We start from the raw sequence: 13,773 nt of genomic DNA on the forward strand, positions 1-13,773 counted from the left end.
TCGTTCGGGTTGGCATTGAGCCACCCGTCCTTGCATGACTTCCGCTCCTTCGGCGCAGCCGCGCCGGAGGAGCTTCTGCGTGTCCCGCGGAGCCACCCATGACCACCATCCCCATCGACGGCAAGCCGCGCGATCTCGGCAACGGATTCGTCGTACGGCGCATGCTTCCGCACCTGAAGGCGCGGCACGTCGGACCCTTCGTATTCTTCGACCAGATGGGCCCCGCGGCGTTCGCCGACGACGCGGGACTCGATGTTCGTCCGCATCCGCATATCGGCCTCGCCACCGTCACGTGGCTGTTCGACGGCGTGATCCGCCATCGCGACAGCCTCGGCAGCGCGGTGGACATCCATCCGGGTGACGTGAACTGGATGACGGCCGGCCGCGGCATCGTGCATTCCGAGCGCACCCCGCCGGAGGCGCGGCACGGCGGCAACCTGCACGGCATCCAGGTATGGGTGGCCTTGCCGAAGTCGCACGAAGGGGTCGACCCGGAATTCCATCACCACGCCGCGGCCGAGTTGCCGAAGGTGGAGCGTGATGGCGCCCGGCTCGTCGTCATCGCAGGCGATGCCTTCGGCGAGACGTCGCCGGTACGTGTCTTCGCTCCCATGTTCTTCGTCGAGGCACGCCTCGAGAAGGGCGCCCGTCTGTCGATGCCGGCGCAGCATGCGGAATGGGGCGCCTATGTGGTCGAGGGTGCCGCACGCTTCGGCGAGACCGACCTCGCGGCGCTGGACATGGCCGTGGCGCACGAGGGCGAGCCCCCGGTGCTGGAAGCGAAGGAGCGATCGCTGGTGATGTTGTTCGGCGGCGCGCCACTCGATGGCGAGCGGCACCTGTGGTGGAACTTCGTGGCCAGTTCGAACGAGTTGATCGAGGCCGCCAAGGCCGACTGGTCCGCGGGCCGCTTCCCGGTCGTGCCCGGCGACGAATACGAACGGATTCCCCTCCCCACTTATTGAGCGGAGTACGGGACATGGCCAGGTTCACCAGTTTCCGTGAGTTCTATCCCTACTACCTCGGCGAGCACACCGACGTGCGTTGCCGCCGGCTCCATTTCGCCGGCAGTTGGGTCGTACTGGCGGCGCTGGTCATGCTCGTCGCCACCGGCCAGCTCCGATGGTTGGTGCTGGCGCTGGCCGGTGGCTACGGTTTCGCCTGGATCGGGCACTTCGTGTTCGAGAAAAACCGGCCGGCGACCTTTCGCCATCCGATCTACAGCCTCATGGGCGACTGGGTGATGTTCGTCGACATCTTGCGCGGGCGCGTATCGTTGCGCTGAGCTTGCCGGAGTCGGGCCGGGCGTCCATCACGCGACCTCGGCGGGGGCTTCCTGGCGATGGCATTCACGCTGCGCGCGCCGCGCCGCGCTCCACGAATCGATCGCCATCTCACCACGGGCCAACCGGCACACCTCGACCAGTCTTTCCACGTCCGTGTCGCTCATGCCGGCGTTCAGGGTCAATCGCAGCAGTGAACGGCTGACCGTCGTCGCCGGCGCGCTGAACACCGAGCCGAACACGCCGTGGCGCTCCATGATGTCGCGCACGCGTCCTGTCAGGATTTCCTGCCCCGCCTCGAACGCGACGATCTGCTCGGTGCCGTCCCCGATGGGGTAGCCCAGCGCGGTCAGTTCACGGCGCACATGACGGGTGATCCCGCGCAGCCGGCGCCTGCGCCAGCCCTCGGCCTGGACGACCCGATGCGCGGCCGAGAGGCCGGCCAGTTCATGGGGCAGCAGGGACGAACTGAAAATCGCGGGTAGCGCCTCGCAGCCGAAGTAGTCCTTGAAGTGCGCCGTGCAGGCGATGAAGCCCGCACGCGAGCAGTAGGCCTTGGCCAGGCTCGCCGTGATGAAGTGCACGCGATCGTTGAGGCCAAGGCTGGCCACGAGGCCTTCGCCGCGGCGCCCGTGCGTGCCGAGCGAATGGGACTCGTCCACGACGAGGACGCAACCGTGCTCCTGGGCCACGCGCGCGATCTCGACCAGCGGCGCCACGCTTCCATTGGTGCTGTAGACCGCATCGACGACGATCACGCCCTGGCCGTTACGCAATACCTGCCGTTCGAGGTGGGCCACGTCGTTGTGCAGCACCGACACTGCCTTGGCGCCCGCACTGCGGATGCCTTCCCACAGCGATGCATGGGCCAGCATGTCGACGTACACCGGTACGCGTTCCATGGCGATGGACTGGATGAGGCCCACGTTGGCCGCGAAACCGGATTGGGCGAGGATACCGTCCTCGCTGCCGACCGCTCGCGCCAACTCGGCTTCCACGCGATGCAACGGCTGTCCGGCATCCTGCTGGAACAGCGCCGACATCATCATTCCCAGGCCTCCTTCGGCCAGGGAGGTACGTTGCGCCTCGACGATCGCGGGATGCCCCGCGATAGCGAGGTAGTCGTTGCTCTGGAGCATGAGGTCGCCGTCGTGCGGCCGCCGGCCCCTCAAAATGTGACGGCCACCCCAATCGACCGCCACGCGTTCGTTGTGAAATCGATCGACCCTTCGCGCGACGAAGTCAGGAAGCGCGGGTGCCTTGGCAGGGCGGTGCAGGACGGAAACGTTTTCCATGGTTCATCTCTCTCTGGTGAATGGATGGGCGAATTCAGGACCGCCCAAGAGAGCGGCATGCGTCGGCCTCGCCCAGGCAGACGCGAATTCGTTAGAGAGGGAGGCGTCCTACCAGGGCACCGTCGCGCGGAGCCCCTGCCTCATGCCATTACCAGAGAGACGTCGTAGGGACCGGGTGGTCCGAACGTGACCACGGATTTTCGGACCAAACGGCTACCGCGCGCGCCGGAAGCTCCGCCACGGGAAGGTGAACTCGTTTGGATTCAGGGCCCGGCTAGATGAAGCGCGGCCTGCTGTCGGCGGCCAGGCTCAGGTCCTGCTCGCGTAGCCATGTGCGGTATGACTTCACATGCTGCAGGCGGAATCGCTCCACGTCGTCGATGAGAGCGTAGTAGTACCACTGTTCGCCGGAAATGGCCGTTGCCGGGTACAGGTGGGATTCGGGGTGGCTGACGCCCTTGTGGTAGAAGCCGTCCCGTGAATTGAACCAGGGCAGGGCCTCGCCACTGCGCAGGGCTTCCAGGACCGTGGCCGGCGCCCCCAGATCTGCCGCAATTTCATAGTGCGTGCGCAGGTCTTCATCCGTCTGGACCAGGAGGAAACGGCCGATGCCCCACGCGTCGACCAGGAGCAGGCCGGTGGGATTGCAGTGCACGTAGCATTCCACCGGCTGGAACGTGGCCGTGACGCTCTGCAGGACTTCGCGGAACGCCGGGTCTCGCAGGAAACGGAAATTGCCCAGGGCCAGGGTCTCGGCGACGAAGGCGCTGGCGCGTTCGAAGTAGCGATGCTGCAGTTCGGTGATGGCGGTCTGCAGTTTTTCGATCGCGAGCGGGTCGTTCTTCCGGATGAAGCGGTCGATCACCCCGGAATTGAAGGCGTCGATGGCCGTCGCGTCGTCGGCGCGGCCGGTCAGCAGGATCTTGCCGATATGCGGATTCGGCAAGCGCTTGCAGAAGGTGATGCCATCCATCTCGGGCATGGCCTGGTCGACCACCACCACGGAGATCTCGGCGAACCGCTCGGGGTCGTAGACCACCCGGTGGATCGAGTCGATGTCCAGGGCGACCAGTTCCTGCGTTTCCGAGGGACGGTCTTTCCAGCGGTAAAGCCAGCCGCCGCCAGGCACGGGGCGGCTACCGTTGTTGCCGAGCGTGGCCAGGGCGCTGCGTGGGGAACTGAACGTGCGCACCCGCACCATCGGGTCGAGCAGTAACGGAACGACGTCGAGGTATTCCTCGTGGTCGTCCACGAGTACCGTCGTGGTCGGGAAATGGAAGGGCTGGATATCGCCCTGTGAGTTCAGCGTCATCACTGCCGGTCCCCGGTCTCCGGATGCGGGAAGGTAAGGGTGAATTCAGTGAATTCACCCAGGTTGGTACGGCATGCGATGCCACCGCCCATATGCTCCATCGCCGCGCGACAAAAAGCGAGACCTATGCCGAGTCCGGTGATCGTCCCGCTCCCGGCGCTGTCGCTGGAATAGGAATAAAAGCGGTTGAAGATCCGCGGAAGCACGTCCGGCGGGATGCCCGGGCCGGTGTCGAGGACACGGATCCGGTTGGATTGCTCGTCCGGCTCGATGTACACCCCGATCTCCCCCTTGCCCGCACGGTCGATGTGGAAAAGGGCGTTGCGCAGCAAATTGAAGAGCACATGGACCACGAGCGCTTCCTCCCCGAGCAGGCGAAAATCGCCCGTGGGTGACAGAGTGATCCTTTCGCGCTCCGCGCGCGAGCCATAAGGGAAGCGGCGCAGGGCCTGCTCCACGCATTCGCGTGCCCCCAGCGAGGTGAGGGGTACCTCGCCGATCGGTCGGGCGGAGAGCAGCAGCATGTCGATGATGGTGTTCGCGTAGGTGACCTCGCGCTCCATCACGCCGATGCTGCGCTCCAGCGCGTGCAGGTTCTGTGCGCGCACGTCGGGCACGGGCAGCCCCTGGCTCTCGGCCAGCCGGTGGCTGCGGAGCAGGTCGGGCATGAAGCGGGCGACGGCGCGGGCGGCGATGCGCAGGGAACCCAGGGGGGTGCGCAGCTCATGGGCGATGTTGTTGGAGGCGGCCGTCAAGGCATCGATCCTCGACTGTTCTGCCATGTTGGACGACACGGTGCAGGTGGCGCCGCCGACCATCGCGAACAGCAGGAGCGGGATGTACTCGAGCATGGTCTGGGTGTGCAGGTGCGCCTCCGGCGAGAGCGCGAACACCAGCGCGGCGATCAGGCTGCCCAGGGTGAACACCACGAGGAAGCTGGCGATGTCGAACAGCATCATCAGCAGCATCACGCAGGCGAGGTGGGTCATGAGCCACGCGGGCGTGGCGTTGCGCAAGGTCATGTAGCCGACGAAGAACGGCATCGCCACGGTCATCGCGAAGTACCAGTACGTCGGCAGGTGGGTGCGCAGGCGTCGCGGCCACCACGGCAACAGGGCCAGCGGGATGAAGGTGGCGCTGCAAAGCAGCCGCATGGGCAGGTTCTCGTACGGCTGCGGGAACAGGTACGCCCACACCGGGTAGTACACGGCAAGGGAAAAACTGCCGACCACGCCGATCGCGACCATTTTCGGCTGCGAATAACGCGTGCGCAGGAACATCGTCGTTTCGAACCGGGCCATCGCACGCAGCAGCAGCCACAATTGCATGCGGAAGAACTGTCGCGGTCGGGTCGAATTGTCCGGAGGCGTGGACATGGGCGGCTTGGCGTCCGTCAGTGGTTCGAGGGGCGAGCGAACGCGTTCATCGGTACTGCTGGTGGCAGGCCTGGCAGGCCTCGCCGATGGGGGCGAGCACGCCGGTCAGGGCCGCACAGCTGCCAGGGGCATGGGAGATGGCGTCGTCGAGCGCCGCGACGAGCTTGTCCCCTCCGCCGTAGAAGGGCGCGTCCATGCCGGGGAATGCCTCGCGGACATCCCCGGCGTTTTCCCGCATGCGCGACAGGTGGGCCAGTGAACCCTTGGCATCGCACTGGTTCGCCCGCACGTTGGCGCGCAGGACACCCATGTGGTGCTGCATGACCGCCATCACCCCGAGGTGGAATGGCGTTCCCTGCCGCAGCGCGGACAAGGCGAAGGTGGCCCCCATCGCGCCGACCACGAGTCCGAGGATGACGAGTAGCAACGGGCGCATCGGAGATCCATGGCAGCACGAGGCCGTCAGCATAGCCGACGGTCCCATTCTTTCGATATGAGACAATGAACACGGATTTCCCCATCGAGACCCATGTGAGCACGGCCCAGGCAGAACGTTTCGCCGGCATCGAGCGGTTATATGGCCGCGGCAGCCTGGACCGGCTGGCCCAAGCACACGTTTGCGTGATCGGCGTGGGTGGGGTGGGCTCGTGGGCGGCCGAGGCCCTCGCCCGAAGCGGCGTAGGCCGGCTCACCCTGATCGACGGCGATGACGTCTGCCTCTCCAATACGAACCGCCAGCTGCATGCGCTGGACGGCCAATACGGGAAACCCAAGGTGGGTGTCATCGCCGAGCGCGCGCATGCGATCAGCCCGACCATCCGTCTCGAAGCGGTGGAGCGTTTCCTCACCCCGTCGACCCTCGACGACCTGCTCGACCGCCATTACGACGTGGTGATCGACGCCTGCGACGCGCTCAAGGTCAAGCTCGAGACCATCGTCTGGTGTCGCCGGCGCAAGGTCCCGCTGGTCACCGTCGGCGCGGCGGGCGGACGTACCGACCCTACCCAGATCCGCGTGCGCGACCTTTCGCGGACCGAGCACGACGCCATGCTCAGCATGATCCGGAAGAAACTTCGCCAGGAACATGGATTCCCCCGCAACCCGGACCGCTTCTTCGGCGTTTCCGCGGTCTACTCACTGCAGAACGTGCGCTATCCGCAGGCTGACGGGAGTGTCTGTGGGGTGCGTCCGCCGGGCGGCGATGCGCTCAAGCTCGACTGCGGCGGCGGATTGGGCGCGGCCACGCACGTGACCGGGGCGTTCGCCTTCGCGGCGGTAGGGAAGGCACTCGAAAAACTGACATCGGTACGGGGCTGAACCTTCAGCGTTCGGCGGCGACGATCCTTAGTGCCTCTTCGAGCCGGTCCGGATCTTCCTCGGCGCCCATGGCAAGGCGGATGCCGGCCGCCTGCCGTCCCGCGCCGACGAAGTGCTTCGACGCGGCGACGTGGACGCCGCGTGCGAGGAGGCGTTTCTCCATGGCGGGCGCGTCTGGCAGCGGAAGCCACGCGTGCAGACCGCTTCCGGATGCGACCAGGCTTTCGCCGATGATCCGACGCGCCATTCCGGCGCGCGACGCCATGGCGACGGTCAGTTCGTCGAGTAGTGTCTCCGCCGTGCCGTCGTCCATCCAGCGGGCGACGATGGAGGGCGGAAGCGCTGGCAGGCCGTCCTGCTCGAGCTGGATGCTGGCCGATGTAACCGCCTGCGTCGCCGTGTCGGCGTGCAACATCCAGCCGACCCGCAGGCCCGGGCCGAGGATCTTGCCGATGCCGCCGCAGTGTACGGTTCGGTGGGGAGCGAGGCGGGCAAGTGGCGGCAGGCCCTCGCGCACCGGCCGATGCAGCGGTGAGTAGACGTCGCCCTCGACGATGGTCAGGCCAAGGCGCTCCGCGACCTCCACGATGTCCAGGCGCCGCTCCAGCGGCATGGTCGCCGTCGTCGGGTTCTGCAACGTGGGCTGGACATACAGGGCCCGGGCGCGGGATCGCATGGCCGCCTGCATCAAGGCATCGGGCCTCATGCCATCCCGGTCCATCGCCACGTCGACGCAACGCGTGCCGAAGTGCCGCGCCATGCGACGGACGCCATGGTACGTGTGTTCCTCGATGAGGATGGCCGGATGCCTTCCGGCGGCGGACGCGGCCAGGGCGAGGGCGAGCGCGTGCCGCGCGCCGATCGTCAGGGCGATGAGCAGGGGGTCGACCGGACCGTGTCCTCCTACGCGTTCGAGCCAGCGCGCGATCGCCTTCCTGATCCACAGGGCGCCGGCGGGATCGGGATACGCGAGCGACTCGGCGTCCACCGGCACGGTGGCCAGCGCGGCGCGAAGGCGGGTCACGACGCTTCCGCGAAGGGGGAGGTTGACCGCCAGGTTGTAGCTGGGTTCCATGGCCGCATTGTAGGGGCCCCCGTCAGGGCTGCTAGGCTTCGCTGCCATGTGGTGCGTCTATCTGATCGAATGCCGGAACGGCGCATGGTATGCGGGGATCACCAACGACCTCGACGCGCGCTATGCCGCCCATGTGGCGGGCAAGGGAGCGCGTTACACACGGGCCAATCCGCCGGTGCGGTTGCTGGGCTTTCGCCCTTTCGCCGACCGCTCGGCCGCGTCGAAGGCCGAGTACGAGGTGAAACGCCTGCCGAAGGCGAGGAAGCTGGCCTGGCTGAACGCCCAGGACAGCATATAGCTCCGCCCGTCGGCGCGCGCCATGGGAGCATCGACCGGACCCGGGCCGGCGGGGTATGGGGTACCCGTCGACGTTGGACTGGCATAGGATGAGCAGCTCGACGAGAAACGGAATTCCACAGACGTAAGGAGGCCATGCCATGGAAGCTCGCCTGCACACGAAAATTACCCCGGATTGGTACCGCTGGATCGGCGAGTCGCTTGCCGCCGGCCACGCTCCCGCCGACGTCCTCGGGATCATGAAACAAAATCGCTTCGACGAATGGGCGGCACGCGACGCGATCGCCGAGGCCCTGTTCGGCGGCATCGCCCCGCGGCAGCCGGCGGAGGCGCCCGAGCCGGCCGCGTTCAGCAGCCGCCTTGAAGATGGTCATGTCCTCTATGTGGGCGATCGCGGCATACGCGTGCTCGTGCGGGTGTCCCGTCCGACCATCGCCGTGCTCGATGGCGTGCTGGACCCGGTCGAATGCGACCAGCTGCGCAGCCTGGCCACCACGCGCCTGGCTCGCTCCGAGGTGGTCAGCCCAGGTACCGGTCTCGGCGTCGTGCAGGACATCCGGACGAGCGAAGGTGCCAACTTCGGGCGTTCGGAGAACGAGCTGATCGCTCGCGTCGACGCGCGCGCCGCCGCGATCATGCGGACGGCCGAGGACCAAGGGGAGGGCCTGCAGGCCATGCGTTATGGCGTCGGCGCCCAATACGTGCCCCATTTCGATTTCTTCCCGCCGGACGATCCGGGCAGCCAGTCACACCTGAAGAACGGCGGCCAGCGCGTCTCGACCCTGATCATGTACCTCAACGATGTCGAGGCCGGTGGCGAAACCGTCTTCCCCCGGATCGATTTCAGCTATGTGCCGCGCAAGGGGCAGGCCCTGTATTTCGAGTACAGGGCGCCCGACGGATCGCTCGATCCATTGTCGTTGCATGGCGGGGCACCCGTGATCCGCGGCGAGAAGTGGATCCTCACCAAGTGGATGCGCGAGCGGTCGTTTCCTGGCTGAACCGTGACCTCTGGCCTATATCCGGCCCACGCCACAGCCCGCAATCTCACCGGCTTCAAGGGGAGGGTCGATCGATGCGCCGTCAGGCAGCCAGAGTCGTTCGTTTCGTCGCGCTTGGCGCACTCGCGTGCGCCCCGGGCGCATGGGCGCAGGAGCCTGCACCAGTCCGGCCGGCCGCGCCGGTCCCCGCCACCGGAGCCACGGTCGCCGCACCGGCTGTCGTGGCGACCGAGCCGGCCGAGATTCCTTTTGCCTCGGCGCATGCCGCTTTCGTACGCACGCCCAGTGCGCCGACCGCCTGGGGCGGACCGCGCACCGGTAGCGAGGCGACGCTGTCCGATCGCGTCGTGTCCTATCGGATACAGGCTCGTCTCGATCCGGGGAAACACACCGTGGACGGCCAGCAGCAGCTGACCTGGCGCAATCGGAGCGACCGGCCCGTCGACGCGGTGTTCCTGCACCTCTATCTCAATGCCTTCGAGGGCGAGGGGAGCACCTTCTTTACCGAACGGCGTGTCCTTGCCGCCCATGGTGGCTCGCGTGGCGTCGCCGAGGTGAAAAAAGGCGAGTGGGGCTACATCGACCTGGGCAATGTGGAGCAGGACGGCGCGGCGCTCAAATGGCGTTACGTCCATCCGGATGGCGGCCCCGATACCGACCATACCGTGGTTCGCGTCGACCTGGCGCGGCCGGTCCCGGCGGGCGGAAGCGTCACGCTGGACATGAACTTCCACAGCCAGTTGCCACGCGTGATCGAGCGGACCGGCTACGTCGGCAAGTTCCACCTCGTCGGCCAGTGGTTTCCCAAGATCGGCGTGCTGGAACTGCCTGGTGAGCGAGGGGCCACCGAGCCGCGCTGGAACGTGCACGAATTCCATTTCAACAGTGAGTTCTATGCGGACTTCGGTGAATACGACGTTCGCATGACCGTACCCCGCGATTACGTGGTGGCGGCCGTCGGCGAGCAGCAGGGCGATCCCATTCCCGAAGGCAACGAACTGACCTGGCATTTCGCCCAGGCCGACGTCCACGACTTCGCCTGGATGGCCGCGCCCGGCTACAAGACGCTGGAGGGCGGGTACACCGGTCCGGGCAGCCCGCCCGTGAAGGTAAAGGTGGTCTATCCACCCGAGTACGAGGCGAGCGCGAAACCCGTCTTGAAGGCAGCCATCGATTCGCTCGGTTACTTCTCGTCGACACTGGGCCCCTATCCCTACAAGACGGTGACCGCCGTGGTACCGCCGTTCAACGCGTCCGAAGCGGGCGGCATGGAGTACCCCACGTTCTTCACCGCGGACAGCTTCACCGAGGTGAAGCCGAAGACGCTCGACGAATACATTCTCGACTTCGTGACCATCCACGAGTTCGGCCATGGCTATTTCTACGGCTTGCTCGCCTCGAATGAATTCGAGGAACCGATGCTCGACGAAGGCCTCAACGAATACTGGGACGACCGCATGCTGCGCGAACGCAAGCAGCGGGTGTACCTGACCAAGCCGCTGTGGCAGTTCTTTGGCGTGGAAGCGCCGATGGACGCGTTCGCGCTCGAACGGATGTTCGCCTTGCTGCCGCGTCCCTCCGATCCCCTCGGGCAGAACGCGTGGGACCGCCTCTCCAGCGCCGACTACGGCACGGTGTACTCGCGCACCGCCACGGCCATGCACGACCTGGAGGAACGCCTCGGCAAGGACGTGACGGAGAAGGCATATCGCCAGTACTACGCGAGATGGCACTTCCGCCATCCGTCGATCGCCGACCTCCAGGCTTCGATCGCCGAGGTCTCGGGAAAACCCGACGTCGTGGCGCAGGTATTCGACCAGTACGTCTATGGCACCGCGCGTATCGACGACCGCGTGAAAGAGATCGTCAGCGAGGAAGTGTTGCCGCTCGCGGGAACCACGATCAAGGACGGCCATCGCGTCGAACTGTCGTCCGAGCAGAACGACGAGGCGGTGTCGAAACAGCGAGACGCATGGAAGGACGCGCATCCCGATGCGGCCGATGGTACCGGTCCCTTCCCGTGGAAGACGACGGTAACGGTGTGGCGAGACGGCGCGCGCGCGCCGCAGACGCTCAAGGTGTCGTTCTCGGACGGATCGGTCGAGACCGTCCACTGGGACGACGACCGTCGCTGGGCCCGCTTCGTCTTCACCAAGCCGGTGAAGGGCACGTCGGCCGAACTCGATCCTGACAGGAAGATCTACCTGGACGCGAACAAGCTCGACGACAGCCGTACCGTGGACGCCAACCACGCCGCATCGAATCGTTGGGGTGCCGATTTCGCGGCCCTGCTGCAGGGCCTCTACGCCTTCCTGGTGACGCTATGAACGACCGTCAGAAACGCTCGGCCCTCGCGGCCATCGGCCATGGCGCACTCGGCGGCCTGCAATGGCGGCTGGTGCTGTTGTGGATACTGATCACCTTGCTGCCGACCATGGTGGTCGCCTTGCCGCTGTGGAAGGTGCTCGACCGTCTGCTCGGGTATTCGGTACGTGCCGATACGTGGGCGGCGCACTTCGACGGACTGATGTTCTCCGATGTCTTCTCCGCCTTGCGCGATGCCAATGGATGGACGGGCATGGCCTTCCTGGCAGGGGTCCTGCTGACGCTGGCGATATCGCCCTTCCTGACCGGCATGGCGGTGGCCGGTGGCCGCGCGAACCGGGCACTCGGCTTTGGCGGCCTGCTTCAAGGCGGGGCGATGGAATACGGACGCATGCTTCGCCTGATGATCCTGTCCCTGGTCCCTTATGGCTTGTTCGTCCTGGTGACGCAGGGTGCGTCCACGTTCGCGGAACGCAAGGTCGATGCCGCGTTCCTGCCCTCGACCGCCGACCTGTACCAACACGGTGCGCTGGGGGTCGGCTTGCTGTTTTTCGTGATCGCGCAGGCGATCGTCGAATCGGCTCGCGCGCAGTTCATTGCCGACGTCGGCTTGCGTTCGGCCTTCCGCGCGTTGGGCAGGGGCTTCATGCAGTTCGTCCGCCGCCCCTTTGCGAGCGTTTTCGTCTACCTGACAATCACCCTGGTGGGCGGCGTCCTGGCGGTGTTCATCGCCGCCTGGCGGGGACATACCGCCGGTGCGGGTAGCGGACTCCTGGTGGGTATCTTGATCGTCCAGCTCGGCGTGGCCGTCGTGGCGTGGATGCGCACGTCACGCCTGCTGGCGCTGGCCGGGCTGGTGGCGGTGAATCCGCATCGCCGCCGCCGCACGGACTTCGCGCCGGCGCTGTAAGGGGACACTTCAGCCGGCGCGGCGCACTTCACGGTGCGGCGGGTAGTACGCGAACAGGTGCGTCGCGCCGCCGAGGAAATCGATGTTGTCGATGTGCTCGCCACCCAGGCGTTCGGCGACGTGGTCGGAGGCTTCGTTGCCGATGCGCACCAGGCTGATCACACGCTGGGCATGCATCTGCTTCCAGGCGAAATCGAGGATGGCTTCACCCGCTTCGGTGGCATAGCCATGGTGACGGTGTTCGGGCTTGAGCATCCAGCCCAGTTCGAGGTCGGGCCAGCCTTCAGGCTTCATCAGGCCGGCCCGGCCGATGAATTCGCCGGTGTCCTTCAGTTCGATCGCCCACATGCCGCACCCGCGCAGTGCCCAATGGCCGAGCAGCATGGCCATCGAGCGCCACGCGTTCATCCGGTCGAGTGGCTGCCCGTCACCGATCCAGCGCGTGCTTTCGGCGTCCGCGAGCATGGCCGCGTAATCGTCGAAATGGCGTTCGGTAAGGGCGGTGAGCCGCAGGCGCGGTGTTTCCAGAACGGGAATGTCTGCAATTGCCATCGAAGTGACCAAGTGTCAGCCGAGCAGTCGAGCCAGAGCGTGAGTGCTCAGCGCGAGGCTTTCCTGCCAGGACAAGCCGGTTATTTTCTCACCAGTGGCCGCGTCTTGGAAGCTTTCATCCTGCCCTGGAGCAAGGAGATGACGGTAATCCACCGTAATTTCAGTGCCTTGCGAGAGGTCCTTCGCAGCGAAGATGAAGCCCAGGTGCCACAGGCCGGTGGGTTCGAAGCTATGGTTCACGTAGCACTCGTCCGGCCATTCGGGCGAAACGGTGTAGCGGTCCTCGAACCAGCGCGCGGCGGCATGCAGGTCGGCGGACAGCGTCGGAGAGGCCATGACCTCGGCCCAGGCATGCGTGCGATCGATCTGGTCCGGGGCGGTGACGACACGCCCGGCGGCCACGAATTCGTCGACGAACAAACCCTTGCCGGCGCCAGGGATGGCGGAATCGGCGATACGGTAACGCGGCAGGATCATTGGATCATCAAGCCCCTGTTCCTGGCGGGGGCGCAAGTGCGCCGCCGGCATGGGGCGCGAGTGTAGCGCGTTCGGCCGGCGGCGGTAGTGGCGAAGGGGAGGGGCTCAGTCTTCCTCGGCGCCCGACTTGGCCTTGGACGGCCTGGCCGCCCTGGTTTTCCTGGCCGCCTTGCCATCGTCCACCTGGATGGCGTCACGGTTGCGCTCGACCAGCGACGCGCCGATGCCCTTCACCTCGGCGAGCTGGTCCGCCGATTCGAAGGCACCGTTCGCCTCGCGCCAGGCGATGATCGCCTGGGCCTTGGCCAGCCCGACGCCGTCCAGCGACTGCGCGAGGGTCGGTGCGTCGGCGGTGTTGATGTTCACGGGCGAGGACGCGATGGCGAGCGGGGCGAGCAGCAGCAAGGCGAGCGCGGCGAGGGTGGCGAGATGACTGTTCACGTGGATTTTCCTCTTGGGCAGCGTCGGACGACGCAGGGGCACTCTGCGTCGTGCCAGGGTTGACGCGAACTGGCGCGAAGATGAAATCCGGGTGAGGCGATACCGTTACGCG

The 13,773-nt window shown here is 66.3% G+C and carries 15 protein-coding genes; 7 read left to right on the top strand and 8 right to left on the bottom strand.

What is annotated here, in order from left to right; genetic code table 11:
- Positions 1–98: 98 nt before the first annotated feature.
- Positions 99–965 (top strand): pirin family protein, encoded by an 867-nt coding sequence (locus ACN9M2_RS06490; protein WP_426287306.1) that lies wholly within the window; start codon positions 99–101, stop codon positions 963–965.
- A 14-nt stretch (positions 966–979) separates the two neighbouring features.
- Positions 980–1,285, top strand: coding sequence for an Mpo1-like protein (locus ACN9M2_RS06495; protein WP_426287307.1), 306 nt, complete (start codon positions 980–982; stop codon positions 1,283–1,285).
- Between the two features lie 27 nt (positions 1,286–1,312).
- On the opposite strand, the gene cqsA is transcribed toward ACN9M2_RS06495, so the two are convergent.
- The 4 genes from cqsA to ACN9M2_RS06515 form a co-directional block, all read right to left on the bottom strand.
- Positions 1,313–2,578 (bottom strand): alpha-hydroxyketone-type quorum-sensing autoinducer synthase, encoded by a 1,266-nt coding sequence (gene cqsA, locus ACN9M2_RS06500; protein WP_426287308.1) that lies wholly within the window; start codon positions 2,576–2,578, stop codon positions 1,313–1,315.
- Between the two features lie 274 nt (positions 2,579–2,852).
- Positions 2,853–3,890, bottom strand: a complete 1,038-nt coding sequence (locus tag ACN9M2_RS06505) for a response regulator (RefSeq protein WP_306847883.1) — start codon at positions 3,888–3,890, stop codon at positions 2,853–2,855.
- Entirely contained in the window at positions 3,890–5,266 is a 1,377-nt protein-coding gene (locus ACN9M2_RS06510) for a sensor histidine kinase (protein ID WP_426287309.1), read from the bottom strand. The genes ACN9M2_RS06505 and ACN9M2_RS06510 overlap by 1 nt, the downstream gene beginning before the upstream one ends.
- Before the next feature lie 46 nt (positions 5,267–5,312).
- On the bottom strand, positions 5,313–5,702 hold the full coding sequence (locus tag ACN9M2_RS06515) for a cytochrome c (RefSeq protein ID WP_426287310.1): 390 nt from the start codon (positions 5,700–5,702) through the stop codon (positions 5,313–5,315).
- 65 nt (positions 5,703–5,767) lie between these two features.
- Here ACN9M2_RS06515 and ACN9M2_RS06520 point away from each other — a divergent pair, with 65 nt between their 5' ends.
- A complete protein-coding gene (locus ACN9M2_RS06520) occupies positions 5,768–6,583 on the top strand; it encodes a tRNA threonylcarbamoyladenosine dehydratase (RefSeq protein ID WP_426287311.1) in 816 nt (271 codons plus the stop codon).
- A gap of 4 nt (positions 6,584–6,587) precedes the next feature.
- Here ACN9M2_RS06520 and ACN9M2_RS06525 read toward each other — a convergent pair whose 3' ends face one another.
- A complete protein-coding gene (locus tag ACN9M2_RS06525; RefSeq protein WP_426287312.1) occupies positions 6,588–7,658 on the bottom strand; it encodes a PLP-dependent aminotransferase family protein in 1,071 nt (356 codons plus the stop codon).
- 46 nt (positions 7,659–7,704) lie between these two features.
- Here ACN9M2_RS06525 and ACN9M2_RS06530 point away from each other — a divergent pair, with 46 nt between their 5' ends.
- The 4 genes from ACN9M2_RS06530 to ACN9M2_RS06545 all read left to right on the top strand — a co-directional run bounded on the left by ACN9M2_RS06530 (position 7,705) and on the right by ACN9M2_RS06545 (position 12,191).
- On the top strand, positions 7,705–7,956 hold the full coding sequence (locus tag ACN9M2_RS06530; RefSeq protein WP_426287313.1) for a GIY-YIG nuclease family protein: 252 nt from the start codon (positions 7,705–7,707) through the stop codon (positions 7,954–7,956).
- Positions 7,957–8,095: 139 nt separating this feature from the next.
- Entirely contained in the window at positions 8,096–8,956 is an 861-nt protein-coding gene (locus ACN9M2_RS06535) for a 2OG-Fe(II) oxygenase (protein WP_426287314.1), read from the top strand.
- A gap of 74 nt (positions 8,957–9,030) precedes the next feature.
- Entirely contained in the window at positions 9,031–11,283 is a 2,253-nt protein-coding gene (locus ACN9M2_RS06540) for a M1 family metallopeptidase (RefSeq protein WP_426287315.1), read from the top strand.
- Positions 11,280–12,191, top strand: a complete 912-nt coding sequence (locus ACN9M2_RS06545; RefSeq protein ID WP_426287316.1) for a hypothetical protein — start codon at positions 11,280–11,282, stop codon at positions 12,189–12,191. The genes ACN9M2_RS06540 and ACN9M2_RS06545 overlap by 4 nt, the downstream gene beginning before the upstream one ends.
- A gap of 9 nt (positions 12,192–12,200) precedes the next feature.
- Here ACN9M2_RS06545 and ACN9M2_RS06550 read toward each other — a convergent pair whose 3' ends face one another.
- The 3 genes from ACN9M2_RS06550 to ACN9M2_RS06560 all read right to left on the bottom strand — a co-directional run bounded on the left by ACN9M2_RS06550 (position 12,201) and on the right by ACN9M2_RS06560 (position 13,661).
- Positions 12,201–12,737, bottom strand: a complete 537-nt coding sequence (locus ACN9M2_RS06550; RefSeq protein ID WP_306847975.1) for a GNAT family N-acetyltransferase — start codon at positions 12,735–12,737, stop codon at positions 12,201–12,203.
- A 21-nt stretch (positions 12,738–12,758) separates the two neighbouring features.
- Positions 12,759–13,220, bottom strand: a complete 462-nt coding sequence (locus tag ACN9M2_RS06555) for an SET domain-containing protein-lysine N-methyltransferase (protein WP_426287876.1) — start codon at positions 13,218–13,220, stop codon at positions 12,759–12,761.
- A gap of 105 nt (positions 13,221–13,325) precedes the next feature.
- A complete protein-coding gene (locus ACN9M2_RS06560; protein WP_426287317.1) occupies positions 13,326–13,661 on the bottom strand; it encodes a ComEA family DNA-binding protein in 336 nt (111 codons plus the stop codon).
- Between the last annotated feature and the right edge of the window lie 112 nt (positions 13,662–13,773).

Source organism: Luteibacter sp. E-22 (genome assembly GCF_049913125.1).
GTDB lineage: Bacteria > Pseudomonadota > Gammaproteobacteria > Xanthomonadales > Rhodanobacteraceae > Luteibacter.